This window comes from Bacillus badius NBRC 15713 (assembly GCF_001591605.1).
Lineage (GTDB): Bacteria > Bacillota > Bacilli > Bacillales > Domibacillaceae > Pseudobacillus > Pseudobacillus badius.
Genome location: NZ_BCVF01000019.1, coordinates 14,726 through 29,799 on the forward strand (window position 1 = coordinate 14,726; position 15,074 = coordinate 29,799).

The following is a 15,074-nucleotide window of genomic DNA, read 5'->3' on the forward strand; positions in this document are numbered from 1 at the left end:
ATGGAGACAGACAAATGAAAAAGAAGTGGCTGCTGGCAAGTTTGTTTTTGTTTATGATTGTTTTTTCTGTGATTCTGCTGCTCTCACTGAAGGAGAGGACCGAGATGCCGAAAACAGAGCGAGAGACGTTTACTCCTTCAACCGTTGAGACATTTCAATCGTTCAATCGGGAAGACTGGGAGATAAGAGAGAAATTTAAATTAGGACGCGGTTACCTGCTTGCCCGGCAAGTGGCGCCCGCTCCCGGCAAAGTAGAAATCAAATTAAACAGCCGCACAGCAGATGGCGGGGAAATAAGAACAAGGGAATCCTTTCAATACGGGCAGTTTGAAGCGGCTATTCAAACGGCCGATGCGCCCGGGTCCATCACCGGATTCTTTCTATATGCCCCTCCTGATCTGCATCATGAAGTGGACATCGAAATTTTTAACGAAAGAAAAAGCAAAGTGCTTCTGACTATTTATCAAAACGGAAAAGTGGCAAAGCAAATGGAGCATCCCCTTCCTTTTGATCCGACAAAGGAGCTTCACGATTACCGGATCGATGTGCTCCCTGAAGAAACTCGTTTCTTGATTGACGGAGAACTCATCCAAGCGTGGAAAGGCAACTTCAGCTCCAAGCCGATGCAGTTAATGATTAACAGCTGGTACCCTTCTTGGCTGGAGGTCAAGGGAGACGCTTCATCACCCACCGTTATTGATCAAGTCAGCTACAGCCGCTAGCAAACAGCTTCATTTACACAAAGCAGCCGGCCGGGAAAACTTTTCCCAGCCGGCTGCTTTGTTATTGCTTGACCGTTTTCATCCCCTCTGCTCTCTTGCTTTCTTTGACAATAGAAAACACGGCAAGAATGAGGGCGATCACAATAAACACTCCGCCGACGCTCGCATTTTGTTCAACCGAAGCATGCTCAATCACGAGCCCGCCAATAAAGGAACCAAAAGCGATTCCAAAGTGAAGCGCCGAATTGTTTAAGCTTTGCTGAATGTCAGCCGTCTCTGGCGAAATTTCTATTAAATAGCTTTGCATAGCTGGTGTAATGGCCCAGCTAAGCATACTCCATAGCACCATCACAATCAAAAACAGCGGCAAAGCAAAGGTCGTATGCGGAATGGCAAACAGCGTAAAAGCAAACAACATGAGAACAGAAAGAATCGTCCGCTTCGTGCCGAACCGGTCCGCCAGCACGCCGCCAATCCCTCCGCCAAGTACGGCTGCGATCCCGAACACAAAATAAGCTATGCTCACCCATGTGCCATCTAAATGAAGCTCCGACTTTAAAAAAGGAGTCAAGTAGCCGTACAGTGTTAAATGACCGGCAAGAAACAAAAATGAAATCAGCTGAGCAAGCAGCACCTTGCCTTCTTTTAACGTCATGAGCTGCTCTTTAAACGGGATAGACGGCTTGGCGTCCAGCTTTTCCATAAAAAGATAGACACCGGCCATGGAAAGAATGGTTAACAGTGAAATAAGAACGAATGGGGCTCTCCAGCCAAATGCATTTCCAAGCACTAACCCGATGGGCACACCAAGCACCAGGGATGCGCTGATTCCCATAAATACAATGCCAATCGCCCGGGCCCGATATGTATCTGCTACAATATTCGCGGCCATCGTTACACATAAGACAACGAGCAGCGAGCCGCTTGACGCTGACAAAATACGGGCAAATAACAAGATTTCATAGGTCGAGCTGACCGCTACCGCCATATTTCCAATCAAAAAAATCAGCAAAGCAAGCAAAGTCAGCTTTTTTCGTTCCACCTTTGCAGTCATCGTCAATAAAATGGGCGCTGAAACAGCAAAGGTCAGTGAAAAAATAGTGATTAACAAACCGGCACGGCCAAGACTTATCTTTAAATCTGCTGCCACTAAATCTAGCAGTCCGCCAATAATTAATTCTACCATTCCAACCACAAAGGAAACGATAGTTAATAGATACACTCTTTTATCCATAAAAGTTCAACACGCCCCTCTAAAAAGTTACTACTAAAAGAGTAACTTTTATAAAAAGAAAAAACAAGAGTAAATTTTTAGGGAGAGCCGAGCTTTCCAGTTGTGTTATGATGGGGGTAAAAAACAATGAGGAGGCAAGCGATGCTTCAACAATTTGGATTCACCCAGTATGAGAGCAAAGTATATGAATCCCTTGTTTCAGCCGGGGAGCCGCTAGATGCAACCAGCATCGTTAAATTATCCGGTGTCCCCCGGGCAAAAGTGTACGAAGTCCTTCATCGAATGGGCGAAAAAGGAATGATCCTCGAATCCACTGTGGAGAAAAAGCGGCTGTATAGTGCTCTTCCTCTTGAATCAGCTATTGAAAAGCTAAAAGCGGATTTCGATTCCCACATTAACGAACTGCGCAAAGCCAAAGTGAAACAAGCAGCAGCAGATGACCGTATCTGGACATTAAAAGAAAATCATTCCATTCAAGCCTTGATGAAAAGCTTAATTAATAATGCGGCTGATTCCATCATTATTTCCGGATGGTCTGATGACTTTGCTGCCTATCTTCCTCTTCTTGAAGAAAAATATCTTCAGGGAACAGAAGTAACTATTCATGTCATCGGCGAAATTTCCACAACGATCCCGACCGTTACTACATTAATTCCGGATACAAATCATGAACAGTTAGAGAAGAGCCGAATCTTAATTGCGGACGGCCAGGAAATGCTGTTTGCGGGAATTGAAGACAATAAGTGGCAGGCGATTCATACGATGTCCCGGCCGTTGGTTAAATTTTTCACCGAATTTTTCTATCATGATGTCGCTCTGACAAAAATCACAGGCAGATACAAGGATACAATTATGAAGGACCCGGCCATTTGCGATCTGCTGCTCACACTCAGATACTAACCTGCCGCCCGATCAGCGGCTTAATCATGACAAAAAAGCTGCCGCCCGGCCATCTTTGGCTAGGCGGCAGCCCTTCGCAGTTATTCTTAGCCGCTATTATAAACTCGCTGCCATCTTTACAATATCTTCCGGCTGGCGCGCGATAAAGTCAGGGCTGGCTTTTAAGGCGATTGCCTCATCATCATATCCCCAAGCCACCCAGGCCACTTTAATTCCTGCTTTTTTGCTGGCAACAATATCCCTTTCCTCATCGCCAACATACAAAACGTCTTCCGCCTGCAATTTATACTTATTCATTAATTTTTTCATCAATTTGTCTTTGCTGAAAATATGCCGTGAGCACAGAATGTCCTCTATATAATCAATTTGATGCGCATCGAGTGAACGACTGATAATATCCGTTGCATTCGATGAGATAATCGCAATTTTCAGCCCTTGCTGATGAAGCTGATTCAGCATCTCTTCCATTCCTTCATAGAGAGGAAGCCCCTTCTCCGATTTTCTTAATGACCGGTAAATTTTTGTCGCCGCCAGCGGAATGTTCCTCATGGGAAAGTTCAAATGACGGCATCTGTCAGGAATGGACATTTTGCTTAAAAACTCCATGTCCTCTATCTTTACTTCACGATAGCCTTCTTTTGCCGCCAAGTCGTTATAGCCAGCAAGAAACAGCTCCAGTGAGTTGGCAAGCGTCCCATCAAAATCAAAAATAATATATTTCACAGTTGTACCCCCTTGTTATTTCCTGTACAGTCGAATTATACCAATATTTTTTATACCTTACATAATTGCACCGTATTTTATTTTGTTCAGATGCGTATAAATTAATAATAGAATAGAAACCAAGTAGATCTGCCCTAGGATCCCGTCAGCTTGTCTGCTTACTATTTCGATTCGTTCACAACTTACTATTTATATGTAAAACTACTACTCAAACAAGGAGGCGAGTAGATGGAATGGTTCAGCGGCAGTTATCAGCATGTCCAATTTAAGATGTTTTCTGCCAGCCACCTCATCGCGCTGCTTTTATTAACACTAATCGTTTGTACACTCTTTCTATTCCGGGAAAAGCTGCAACAGAAAAATATGCAAGCTATCGAACGGGCGGCGGCTTTCTTTTTAATCGGAATTGAGACTGCTTATCATGCTTGGATGTTCCAAACCGGCATATGGACAGCAGACCGTTCTCTTCCGCTTGAATTGTGCAGCTTCGCTTCGTTCTTTACGATTCTCCTGCTGCTCACCGGAAAAAAGCTGTTTTATGAGATTTTGCTGTTCATTGGGCTGCTCGGAGCTTCTCAGGCGATGATTACGCCTTACTTATACTTTGGTTTTCCGCACTTCCGCTTTTTTCATTTCTTTTGTACGCATATATTGATTTTCTGCACGCCGCTTTACTTTACGTGGATAAAAGGGTACAGGCCTACATTTATGTCGGTTGTTAAAACCATGATCTTTCTAAATATTCTCGTTCCAGTTATCTCATTAGTCAACCTGCTTACCAAAGGAAATTACTTATACCTGCATCATAAACCAGCGACAGCGAGCATACTCGACCTGCTTGGCCCTTATCCCTGGTATATTCTTTCCCTTGAAGCCATGGCCTTTACACTCAGCACGATAGTCTGGCTCATTTTTCGGGAAAAATCAGCAGCCGTTATCGCTGAAAAGCATGTTCATCATCATTTCTAGCATATGATAAGCCATTTCAAAACTTTTTAGACAGCAAGAAAAGAAGCGTTTGCTTGTGAATGGAGACAGTTGCTTTCCATTCCAGGCACTTCGCTTTCCGCGGGGCGGGCGGTGAACCTGCAGGAGCTTCGTAGCTTTCATTACTGTTAGTTTAGAATAAAGTTTGATTAAGAACTGTATTCAATCCTTATTTAACAGCAGCGGCAAAAGCTCCATTTTGAAAACAGTGATCAAAATGGAGCTTTTCGTTTTAGCTAAATATAAGGTTTTTATAAAAAAGTTTGATCAAAACAGTTAAAAAGGATATATACAACTATCGAAGAACTTATTGAAGCTGTACAAGATTTAGGTTATTAGTGCCAAATCACTACGGATATATTACATGTTTCTCAAATTCAAGATCTAAACCGAACAGAGACGGATTGGCTAATACTCCCTCAAAGTATATTTGTCCCCTTGGTATAACAGCACATCTAGCATACAGAAATTGATCTGGCGAAAAATACTATCTGTTTCATGAATTTGGTATGTATGAACCATAATCAGAAGTTATCCTTTCTTACCACCACATTCGTTCCTCTCATTTAATTTTACATGTTAGGAGGTTAGTGGCTCTACTCTTATAACCTGACATTTAGCACAAAGGAAAAAGTTGAAAATTAGTTCTCCAAGTAAAAAGGGAACAACAGTGAATAAATCTCCTTCCGTCGCGTCCTCTGTAACGGCGGCTATATGGACCATTTCTTCGTTGCAACATAGACAGCTACATTTTTCTTCTGAAGGAGAGTCTTCCACTGGTCCACCAAAGAGGCGGACAATGTATTCCGTTCCAAAACGGTAAAAAATAATATCTCTTTGATCATCTGTTGTCGAATCAAATAGTATCTCTTCTTCTTCAAGAGGGACCCGTTTAACGGACACTTCAGGCAACGGAACTGGTAATCTATACTCTTCATCCATAATCCAATGCTGATTATCTTTTTGTAAAAGAACCTTTACTTGATTCTCCTCTATTTTGAAAAATTGGGTTTCCCAACACCCGGAACAATTTAAACAACTAACAAGCGGCAGTACAGAGAAATCAGCATTCAACCTTCTAAATACCGGGTCTGATAAATCAAACCTTAAGATTAAATGCATAGGTGTTTTACAGTTGGGACATGAGGGTGTTTGAATACTATCCCCACCAAAATAATGCGCATATTCTCCCTTTCCCTCTAACATTTTATATCCTATAGATTTTTGATCTTGACACATATCCTGACCCCTTTTCTCTCAATTCAAACTTCCATGATTACAACTCCATTTGAATGATAACTGATATCATCTTCTGCAAAACGTAAATCTGGACTTTTTATAATTTGGTATGAACCGGTAATTCAATTTTCACTCCTAGTTAAGCTAAGATATTTGATTTACACTGAAATAGTAGCCGCCCACTTACTTATTTTGGATTTCACTGAAAATTCATCATCATTGATCCAAACTGATTGGCCGATAAAGCGTGCATATACCAAAGGGCTTCGCCTTGTTTCCACTACTATTTCTCTGATCATATAGTAAACATTTCATTTTAAATACTACTATGGCTTCAATGCACTGTACAAGTATAGGTGATACTTACCTTCACTGCCCTAACTCTCAAGAAAAGGATTTGAATAAGCGCCTTGGAAAGATCTATCGTTCTCTCAAATGGCTTGAAAATTATTTAAAAATCGAAAGGGGTTCGGAATAAAATTATTCCGAACCCCTTTTGTCGACAAACTGAAGCATTTGACTGTCTAGGCCAAACGCTTCTTTTTCTATCATTGTTACATGTTCAAATCGACCCAGACGCTTTTCACTTCTGTATACGCATCGAGAGCATAAGAACCCATTTCCCGGCCGAGGCCTGATTGTTTATAGCCGCCAAATGGACTCGCTGCATCTAATGCATTATAGCAGTTCACCCACACGGTTCCTGCTTTCAGGCGATTGGCTATATAATGGGCTTTCTTTACATTTTCCGTCCAAACTCCGGCAGCTAATCCGTAGTTTGTCTTATTCGCCCGTTCCACCAGATCATCAATATCCTCGTATGGAAGTGCTGACACAACCGGCCCAAAGATCTCTTCACGGGCAATCGTCATCGAGTCATCGACATCGGCAAAGATCGTTGGCTGCACGAAATATCCTTTTTCAAACGGCACAGATCCGCCCGTTAGCATTTCGGCTCCTTCCTCTACTCCCTTCTCGATATAGCTCATGACTCTCTTTTGCTGCTCATCTGAGACGAGCGGCCCCATTTCTGTAGATGGATCAATTCCTTGTCCCTGCTTGATTTTTTGCGCATGGCCGACCATATCGGCAAGAAAGTTGTCATATTGCTTCTTTGGCACGAACAAACGAGAGCCGGCACAGCATACTTGCCCCTGATTAAACATAATGCCGAACAAAGCCCCTGGCACGGCTTTGCTTAAGTCTGCATCAGGCAGAATGATGTTCGGCGACTTTCCGCCTAATTCAAGCGTTACTCTTTTCAATGTATCAGAAGCCTGTCTCATAATCAGCTTTCCTACTTGCGTAGAACCCGTAAAGGCAATTTTATCTACTTGTTCATGATGAACGAGCGGAGAGCCGGCTGTTTCTCCAAACCCGGTAATCACATTGAGCACACCCGGCGGAAAACCGACCTCCTGGGCAAGCTCCGCTAAATAAAGGGCGGAAAGCGGCGTCTGTTCGGCCGGCTTCAGCACGACTGTACAGCCAGTAGCAAGTGCTGCACCAAGCTTCCACGTAGCCATCAATAAAGGGAAATTCCATGGAATAATCTGGCCGACTACCCCTACTGGTTCATGGCGCGTATAATTTAAATAATTGCCGCTGACCGGGATCGTTTGGCCAAGAATTTTTGTTGACCATCCTGCAAAATAGCGGAAATGCTCAATGGCAAGCGGAACGTCCGCTGCCGATGATTCGCGGATTGGCTTTCCGCTATCAAGTGTATCCAGCTGCGCCAGCTCCTGCTTATGCTCCTCCATCTTGTCAGCAAGCAAATAAATAAGCCGGCTTCGCTCCGCAGCACTCATTTTGGACCATGGGCCTTCATCAAAGGCTTTTCTTGCTGCCTTGACCGCTTGATCGACATCTTCTTTTTGTCCGTCAGCCACTACAGCGAGTACATCTCCTGTAGCTGGATTGGTCGTTTCAAATGTTTTGCCCGATACCGGCTGGACCCATTCGCCATTAATAAACAGCTGTTTTGTCCCTGATAAAAACGTTTGAACGCGCGGCAGTACTGAAAGTGTTTTTTCCATAGTTATCCCTCCACTTTTTGAATAACAAACTGCAGCTCTTTTGGCGAGAGCTGTTTATCCGCTTACGAAGACTAAAAGAATCATAGATGAACGACATGTTATACTTATGCAAGAGTGATGCCATACATTCTTCTTTTTAAAAAGAGCGCCATTGCCCGCTTTCTCGCCATTGCCTATGTGAAATTGTTCAAAACTCTTAAACAAACTGTTCAGCCTGATTGAACAATTTGTTTTCGATTCTGCCCCCTCTTTCTCTTTACGTGCTCAATTGGTGCTTCCCGATATCCATCAGTACTTGATTCATTTTCTCTATCGTTTCCGCCTCCGGGTATTTTTCTTTTATTTTGGCAAGAAACCCGGTCATGTGGGCTGCAGCAAAGCTATGTCCTTGAAAATTAAACTTTTGCATCGGGCCTTCCAGACTTCTCGGGAAACCCGATGTTTGAAATTGGACCGGCTGTTCAGGATGAAATTGAAAGGACTGGCTCTTTCCGTTCTCCAATGACTGAACAGCATAAGCGGACCCGTAATATCCCGGCCAGTACAGCGCATTTTGCTCATCACAGGCTGAGACAATCATTACTCCCGCTTCATTTGCTTTTGCGCAAATAAACTGCAGGCTGTCCAGGTCTGTTTTTACCCCTAGGCTTAAATTAATAAAATCAACCTCTTGTTCAATGCACCATTCAATGGCTGCACAAAGCACTTCAATATAAGAAAACAGCTGATCATGAAATATTTTCACAGCTAAGATCTCTGCATCCGGCACCTGCTCTTTAATCACGCCGGCTACTGCCGTTCCATGGCCAAGGTCGTCCTGATAGCTCGCCGCCGTCACAATTTTTCCTTCCTCATTTACTTGAAAAGCGATGCCGCCGGCTACTCGGCCGACGTGCGGATGCCATTCGTTAATTCCGCTGTCAATATGCGCAATCTTGATTCCTTTTCCACGGCCCCATTCTTCCTCAGCCATGTAATATTGATACGTTGTCATTTGATCCTCCCCCCGCCTCCTGTTGACTGTACCGTTCCTGTCCTTCAGTTAAATCAATAACCCGATCCATCCAGTCTAAATTGTCATACCTGTGAGTAATCACAATGACTGTCTTTTCAGAAAAGCAATCCTTCAGAAGTTGAAACAGCTGGTGCTCTGATTCCACATCCAAATGGCAGGTGGCTTCATCAAATATATAAATATCCGCCTCGCTTAATAAAGCGCGGGCGAGCAACAGCCGCTGCTTCTGTCCCGCTGATAGCGTGATGCCCCGCTCACCGATCACTGTCTGCCATTTTTGAGGAAGACTATGCAGCCATGCGGTTAACCCAACAGCCTCAAGGGCGCTGAACATCTCTTGTTCAGAGACTTTATGTTTCCCTAATCGCAGCCAGTCAGCAACAGTGCCAAACCAGACGGGATGATGATGTGCCACCAAGCACACCGCTTCATGCCAGCTTTTCCTGGAGAAGCTGTGAATATCTTTATTATCAAGATAAATCGCTCCGGCAGACGGGCGGTACATGCGGGCGAGCAGCTGGGCAAATGTGCTCTTTCCAGCACCGTTTTCACCAACCACCCCGAGCTTTTCTCCCCTGCGAATCTCCATGCTCAAATCGGTGATTACGTCCTTGCCCTGCTCATGGGCAAATGACACACCCTGAAAATGGATGGCTCGAAAGGATGAAGGCAGCGGCTCTCCCTCCTCTTGTTCTTGAGGAAGATGAAAAAAGTCATGTACCCGCTGAATTGAGGCCTTGCCTTTTTGCCAGCGGATGTATAATTGCGACAATCCCTGAACGGTTCCGTATAAGCTCGCTTGGTAAGTAATAAAAGCAAGCATCGCCCCGATGGTCATCGTTCCGCTGATGACCCGCGCCCCTAAAAACCAGAGCATAAAGATGGCTGATATCATCAGCAGCACTTGAGGAATACCTTGAGCCCACGCCTGGCAGACTATCACTTTCATAGTCTGCTGATTGATTTCCTGCAGCTCGTTTTTGAATCTCCGTTGCAGTGTGCTTTCTAGATGCGATGCGCGAATAAAGTCAATCGCTGAAAAAGTATCATACATAAAGCTCTGGTTTTTGGCGGATTGCCTGCGCAACTCCATTTGATTGGCAAAAATCAAATGACGGAACTTTTGCATGCCCCAAATAAGCAGCGGCATGAATAGAAAAGAGAAAAAAGCTAAACGCCAATCAAGCCAAAATAACAGCACAATATTTAAGAACATGGTTAATCCGATCGTAAAAAACTGCAGCACGCTTTCTGTGTAAAGCCGCTGGATTTCTGTTAAATCCTCATTCATCCTAGAAACGATATCCCCGGTGCGATTTTTTATAAAGAAAGCAAAAGGCAAATGAAGCAAATGATTGTAAAAAGCGGAGCGCATGTCGACCATAAGACGCAAGCTCATCCTTAAGTAAAGAAACTTCGTCAATAGAGAAACAGCAAAGCCGGTCAGCATGATCAGCAAGCCGGCCGTAAAGACACTGGAAAAGGGAAACCGCTTAGCGATCAGCACTTCATCAATGAGAAATTTTCCCATAAGCGGCTGGACCGCTGTAAGGATGGTAGAAATCAGCCCCATGAAAAAAACGAGGACAAATACAAAGCGGTACGGTTGAATATAAGAACGAATATTCATCTTTTTCCCCCTACCGGTAATAACACATCAAACCGGATTCACAGTATTGCGGCTGGTTGCGGATTTTTCGCGCCAGCTTCTCCACCTCTTCCTCCGCAGCCTTTCCTCTTACTTGCTCCATTACCGCTTTGACCATTTGTACACTTGCCAGTTTTCTGTATGGAGCCCCTTCCCGTCCGACAATTTTCAGGGAATCAACCCCCATGCTGTCCAATTTAGCAAGAGAGCACAAGCCGCAAGGACCGAGCGGCAAGCCATCGTGAGCAATTTGACAGTTGCAATCATTGACAAACCAGACAAACTCCCTATAGTCGTCTACCTGCTCATTCAGTGTATCCAGCTCCGCTGCCGTTAAAGACTTATTTCCATCAGCATGCTGAGGAACATAATTCCATTGCGCTTGAGAACAAAAGGCCCCTGCCGAGTGTGTAGTCATGCAAAAGCTCTCCTCATATACGCAGCCGTCATTTAAAATAAAAACCTCTAATTCAATGTCGCCCGCCGCTTCTTTCAGTGCCGGTATTTCATTTAACTGGACACTCCTTGGCAAAACAATGCGTTCGACCTGCATTTGCTTATACAGCTCTATACTTCCGGTATTCATCGGGGCAGCCAGGCTGCTGACATGAATGGGCGCTTTCGGCACTTGGCTTTTCATCGCCGCCATCAAACCCGGATCACTGACAATAAAAGCTTTAATTCCGACCTCTTCCTGGCAGCGTTTAATTAAATCAATCAGCATCGGATATTGTGCTTCCGTATAGTAAGGAGCATTCAGCGTTAAAAAAAGGGGGATATCATAGGCTTCTGCTCTCCGGACTGCTTCCTCGAGATCTTTAAAAGAAGGAAAGCCCGCATACGGATTGCGGCGGTTAATCCAGACACCGGGCGAATATTTTTCCATCCATTCCATCGGTGTGATCCCGCAGTAAAATTCTTCAGCTCCACTTTCCGCCAGCATTTCCACTTCTTCCTTCGCTCCCAATGGAGCAAGAATATTCACATTGATTCACCTCCATAATTACACCGGGATGCGCAAGCTGTAGACAGCCCGCCCGTTCTTCATTGCCTGCAAACTTTCTAACCCCATTCTTACTAAGCCGCTGTCATGGCTGTAAAAAGCACTGTTGCCTTTTTGAAAAACGCGGTTGCGCATATCGAGATGGCGCTTATTCTTCAATTCGAATACATAGCGCTGACACTGCTGCTTGCATTCGGGGTCTCCCCGGAATTTATCAGCTTTGTCCATATCGATAAAACCAACCATACAGGCGCTGCCGCTCGCTGTGCAGCCAAAAGGGAAATGAAGGCCGATGGTCTGCTCGGCCTCTTCCTCACTTAAGAAATTCCCTTGAATTAACTGGTCAAATTCAAAGCCTGTCACCCTTCCATTACCAAGAAATTGGCGAAATGACTGAGAAAACAAGCCGGTTTTTTTAAAAAACTCTTTTCCTTCCTCCGGAGCATTCGATTCATTATAATAATGAGCGACTCTAGGATCACGAATTGATTTATTCAAAAGCCTTCCTATCACTAAATCCAGCTCCGGGAACCGCTTTTTCGTATAAAAATAAACGCCCCAATCATTGACAATGATCTCTATGTTCTTTTCATGCTTTTTCATCTGCTCATCCAGCACGGCTAAAATATCAGCAAGCTCTTGAAACTTTTCTTCATGCATATAAGAAGTAGCGAAGGAAAATTCAAAGCCGTTTTTCCAGCAGTAATCAAGCGCTTTATTCACCGCTCGTACCGTTGGAAGACGATGCTGGCAAAATTCCGAGCCGAAAATAATCCGGCTCGGCGCCGCCACCTCTCCGAAAACCTCTTTCCATGCCCCGAAAAAAGCAGACTGCATTTCAGTCTCGATCTCATTTTGCAAATCAATCGGAGCCCAAGGCTCTTTGGCGAATTTCAAATCACGCACTGACTGTACAGCTACAGCAAACTTCAATAAGCTGACCCCCTCCGCATTCGACATGATCCATTTTACTGCTCAATTTTCACCACTTTTAAATCTAACGTATCAGTCGGCAACACTAGCTGCTTCTCTACCTCCAACTCTTTGTTTGCAATGATAAATTCATTGCCGGCACCGCTGTAATATACTTTTTCTTCGTCCGCACTTAGATTCACGCCATACAAGCTGCCATTCGGAGGGACGGATTCCTTCACAATTTTCTGACTTTTAATATCAACCTTGTACCATTTATTCAATGTGGTATAAGCGTAGTTCTCTTCTTTATCAACGACCGCTGAGAACATTCCGACCGGTTCTCTGTCATATTCCAGCGTTTTTATGGTGCCGGATTCTCTGTTCATCCACATGATTCCTTCTGTCACGCGCCCATCGGGGTATTCCTTCATTAATGGAATCGAATTCATGCCATTTTCTCCTCTAGGGAAAAGCATCAAATAATTTCCGATTCCATCTTTTTCATTCTTCGGATGTTTTATTCCTTGCCTCAAGGTTAATTTCATTTTTTTGAGATCTAATTCAAATAAATCATAGCCCCAAACAAAGAGAGTATTGGCGTCATTTTGTTTAAATTGAAGCACATGCGTGCCGTATGGAGCTTCTACACTTCGCAGCTCCTCCTTGCTTTTCAGATCGATTTCGATAATTTTGCTTGGATGGACTTTAAAGCTGCTTCTTCTCTTTTCCCCTTGGGTTACAAAGGCATAGGCTTTCTTTCCGTCCGGTGAAATTGCGCTTCCCCACACACGGCGGTCAAGTAGTCCTTGATCGGTTCGGGCCTCCAAATTGACTTCATTAACAATCTTATTTTGCACAGTGTCCACGACATAAAGAGATTTTCGGTCATTTGCAAGGAACAGTCCGGTTTTGCCGTCATCGGTAAAACTCATATCGCGAACGGGGCCTTTCACTTTAATGCTGGCGGCGATTTTAGGCGCAGCGGGATCAACAACAATAATTTGTCCGTATCCAGAAATGAACACTCTCTCTGTGTACTTTTCTGCGGCTGCCCCGGCAGGAACAGCACTTAAAATAAGCAGAGGAAAAACAAAAATGAACAGTTGGACTAATCTCCTTATCATTAGTTACTAATACACCTCTCTTTCGTGATTCCGCTGATTTGATCTAAAAATGCCGGATTATGCTGCAGGATCTTCACGTATGCTTTCAAGCCGATGGTGATCCATTCATGCATCCAGCTGCAATAATGGGCGTTAGGCGCCCGATAATCACCCTGCCGTTCCATTGCTTCATAGTAGCATCCGCCAGAACAAATATGCTTGAGTGCACACGATTGGCAAGTCGGCTTATGATCGACATGCAGCTCATTCAGCATCGCTGTTCTTTTCTTCTGGTCAATGCCAAAGTAAATGTCCCCGAGGCGAAACTCCTCCTGTTCGTTAAAGCGGTGGCATAAAAACAAACCGCCATCAGGGCTGACAGCAAAGAAGCCGAGCCCCGCTCCACAACCGTACGCTTTATTCGTGCCGGTATGCAGCTCCTTTAATAAATTTGTCAGGTTGGAAAAGCCGACATATTCATTCTTCAGCGCATGCTCGACAAATAAGTCGGACAGTTCCTCAAACTGCCGCAATAATTCGGCTAAATCCTCTTCATCCAAAGCTAGCTGCATATTCGTCTCCGTGACAGGGGCAAAGCCCACCTCATAAAATCCTTTAGAGAGCAAATGCCGCAAAGACGTTTCCAGCTTTTCAAAATCCTTCACCACGGTCACTCTCGTTCCAATAGGTGCGGCCGTGTGAATCTCCATTAATTTTTCCACATTCTTGCTTACCCGGTCATAGGAGCCCTGGCCTCCAGCCATCGGACGGTAGCGGTCATGTGCTTCCTTCGTTCCATCCATGCTGACAGATACCATCACTTTATATTTATTTAAAAAAGCCATTTGCTCCTCGTTCATTCTCGTTCCATTGGTTGTGAGGGAAAAGCCTACTTTCTTTCCCCGCTGTTTTCCCTCTGCACTTGCTTGTTCAACCACATGCTTTAACGTTTTCCAGTTGAGGAAAGGCTCCCCGCCAAAAAGAACGATATTGACCTCTTTTTCTCCTAAGCTGTTTTCCATTAAAAATTGAATGGCGCGGTCGGCCGTCTCTACCGTCATATATTTTTTCGGAGCCCCATATTCCCCGTCGCCTGCGTAACAGTACGTACACCGTAAATTGCATTCATTCACCAAATGAAAGACTAATGTTTTCACCGGCATATCTTCTGTCGTTTGCGGAGGAGGCGGGGTAGCAGAAAAACGAGCATGTTTCTTGTCGCTCTTCTTAACAATTTCCAGCTGCTCCAATTCAGCCAGCACGCGGGAAAAAGAAGGGTTCTCCTGCAACAGGGCCTCTTCGGACAAAACCGTCGTATCTGCGACATGCTCCCCTTTGCTTCTGAACACATCGACCATGTCTTTAGACAGATCATCCAGCTGAATAATGCTGCCTGTTAAGCCGTGATATAAGAACTCTTCGCCCTGCACCCGAAATGGAATATAGTTTGTCAATGCTGCGTTTGTGATTGTAACCCTCTCCTTCCCAATAAATGATCGCACCCAAAAGTTTGATAGATTGTGATGCCTGATGAAAAAATGAACAA

13 protein-coding genes and 1 pseudogene are annotated in these 15,074 nt (G+C 44.4%); 3 read left to right on the forward strand and 11 right to left on the reverse strand.

Going from position 1 to position 15,074, the window contains the following annotated elements:
• Positions 1 to 14: 14 nt before the first annotated feature.
• Positions 15 to 722 carry a glycoside hydrolase family 16 protein gene (locus BBA02S_RS10930; RefSeq protein ID WP_041114298.1) on the forward strand — a complete coding sequence of 236 codons (708 nt, stop codon included), beginning with the start codon at positions 15 to 17 and terminating at the stop codon, positions 720 to 722.
• Between the two features lie 61 nt (positions 723 to 783).
• Here BBA02S_RS10930 and BBA02S_RS10935 read toward each other — a convergent pair whose 3' ends face one another.
• Positions 784 to 1,956, reverse strand: a complete 1,173-nt coding sequence (locus BBA02S_RS10935) for an MFS transporter (protein ID WP_041114297.1) — start codon at positions 1,954 to 1,956, stop codon at positions 784 to 786.
• Between the two features lie 141 nt (positions 1,957 to 2,097).
• Here BBA02S_RS10935 and BBA02S_RS10940 point away from each other — a divergent pair, with 141 nt between their 5' ends.
• Complete coding sequence (locus BBA02S_RS10940) at positions 2,098 to 2,856, forward strand: TrmB family transcriptional regulator (protein WP_041114296.1); 759 nt, start codon at positions 2,098 to 2,100, stop codon at positions 2,854 to 2,856.
• Between the two features lie 96 nt (positions 2,857 to 2,952).
• Here BBA02S_RS10940 and BBA02S_RS10945 read toward each other — a convergent pair whose 3' ends face one another.
• Positions 2,953 to 3,579, reverse strand: coding sequence for an HAD-IA family hydrolase (locus tag BBA02S_RS10945; protein WP_041114295.1), 627 nt, complete (start codon positions 3,577 to 3,579; stop codon positions 2,953 to 2,955).
• Positions 3,580 to 3,807: 228 nt separating this feature from the next.
• Here BBA02S_RS10945 and BBA02S_RS10950 point away from each other — a divergent pair, with 228 nt between their 5' ends.
• The gene (locus BBA02S_RS10950) at positions 3,808 to 4,548 is read left to right on the forward strand and encodes a YwaF family protein (RefSeq protein WP_041114294.1); all 741 of its coding nucleotides are present in this window, start codon (positions 3,808 to 3,810) and stop codon (positions 4,546 to 4,548) included.
• Positions 4,549 to 4,915: 367 nt separating this feature from the next.
• Here BBA02S_RS10950 and BBA02S_RS21700 read toward each other — a convergent pair.
• The 9 genes and pseudogenes from BBA02S_RS21700 to BBA02S_RS10990 form a co-directional block, all read right to left on the reverse strand.
• Positions 4,916 to 5,041: pseudogene (locus BBA02S_RS21700) on the reverse strand (hypothetical protein); the annotation flags it as partial.
• Positions 5,042 to 5,145: 104 nt separating this feature from the next.
• Positions 5,146 to 5,805 (reverse strand): hypothetical protein, encoded by a 660-nt coding sequence (locus tag BBA02S_RS10955; RefSeq protein ID WP_041114293.1) that lies wholly within the window; start codon positions 5,803 to 5,805, stop codon positions 5,146 to 5,148.
• Between the two features lie 554 nt (positions 5,806 to 6,359).
• Positions 6,360 to 7,844: an aldehyde dehydrogenase family protein gene (locus tag BBA02S_RS10960; RefSeq protein WP_041100990.1), complete on the reverse strand. Its 1,485-nt coding sequence runs from the start codon at positions 7,842 to 7,844 to the stop codon at positions 6,360 to 6,362.
• Between the two features lie 256 nt (positions 7,845 to 8,100).
• A complete protein-coding gene (locus BBA02S_RS10965; RefSeq protein WP_052475316.1) occupies positions 8,101 to 8,838 on the reverse strand; it encodes a S8 family serine peptidase in 738 nt (245 codons plus the stop codon).
• Positions 8,810 to 10,489, reverse strand: coding sequence for an ABC transporter ATP-binding protein (locus BBA02S_RS10970; RefSeq protein ID WP_041100988.1), 1,680 nt, complete (start codon positions 10,487 to 10,489; stop codon positions 8,810 to 8,812). The genes BBA02S_RS10965 and BBA02S_RS10970 overlap by 29 nt, the downstream gene beginning before the upstream one ends.
• A 10-nt stretch (positions 10,490 to 10,499) precedes the next feature.
• Positions 10,500 to 11,492: a peptidase U32 family protein gene (locus BBA02S_RS10975; protein ID WP_041114292.1), complete on the reverse strand. Its 993-nt coding sequence runs from the start codon at positions 11,490 to 11,492 to the stop codon at positions 10,500 to 10,502.
• A gap of 18 nt (positions 11,493 to 11,510) precedes the next feature.
• Positions 11,511 to 12,443, reverse strand: coding sequence for a hypothetical protein (locus BBA02S_RS10980; RefSeq protein WP_041114291.1), 933 nt, complete (start codon positions 12,441 to 12,443; stop codon positions 11,511 to 11,513).
• A 35-nt stretch (positions 12,444 to 12,478) separates the two neighbouring features.
• On the reverse strand, positions 12,479 to 13,549 hold the full coding sequence (locus tag BBA02S_RS10985) for a YncE family protein (RefSeq protein WP_041100983.1): 1,071 nt from the start codon (positions 13,547 to 13,549) through the stop codon (positions 12,479 to 12,481).
• Positions 13,549 to 15,030 carry a radical SAM/SPASM domain-containing protein gene (locus tag BBA02S_RS10990; protein ID WP_255211752.1) on the reverse strand — a complete coding sequence of 494 codons (1,482 nt, stop codon included), beginning with the start codon at positions 15,028 to 15,030 and terminating at the stop codon, positions 13,549 to 13,551. The genes BBA02S_RS10985 and BBA02S_RS10990 overlap by 1 nt, the downstream gene beginning before the upstream one ends.
• Between the last annotated feature and the right edge of the window lie 44 nt (positions 15,031 to 15,074).

Excerpts from the sequence above, each read along its gene's own strand:
- BBA02S_RS10930 (WP_041114298.1), top strand. The coding sequence starts at position 15 with ATGAAAAAGAAGTGGCTGCTGGCAAGTTTGTTTTTGTTTATGATTGTT.
- BBA02S_RS10935 (WP_041114297.1), bottom strand. The coding sequence starts at position 1,956 with ATGGATAAAAGAGTGTATCTATTAACTATCGTTTCCTTTGTGGTTGGA.
- BBA02S_RS10940 (WP_041114296.1), top strand. The coding sequence starts at position 2,098 with ATGCTTCAACAATTTGGATTCACCCAGTATGAGAGCAAAGTATATGAA.
- BBA02S_RS10950 (WP_041114294.1), top strand. The coding sequence starts at position 3,808 with ATGGAATGGTTCAGCGGCAGTTATCAGCATGTCCAATTTAAGATGTTT.
- BBA02S_RS10955 (WP_041114293.1), bottom strand. The coding sequence starts at position 5,805 with ATGTGTCAAGATCAAAAATCTATAGGATATAAAATGTTAGAGGGAAAG.
- BBA02S_RS10960 (WP_041100990.1), bottom strand. The coding sequence starts at position 7,844 with ATGGAAAAAACACTTTCAGTACTGCCGCGCGTTCAAACGTTTTTATCA.
- BBA02S_RS10965 (WP_052475316.1), bottom strand. The coding sequence starts at position 8,838 with ATGACAACGTATCAATATTACATGGCTGAGGAAGAATGGGGCCGTGGA.
- BBA02S_RS10970 (WP_041100988.1), bottom strand. The coding sequence starts at position 10,489 with ATGAATATTCGTTCTTATATTCAACCGTACCGCTTTGTATTTGTCCTC.
- BBA02S_RS10985 (WP_041100983.1), bottom strand. The coding sequence starts at position 13,549 with ATGATAAGGAGATTAGTCCAACTGTTCATTTTTGTTTTTCCTCTGCTT.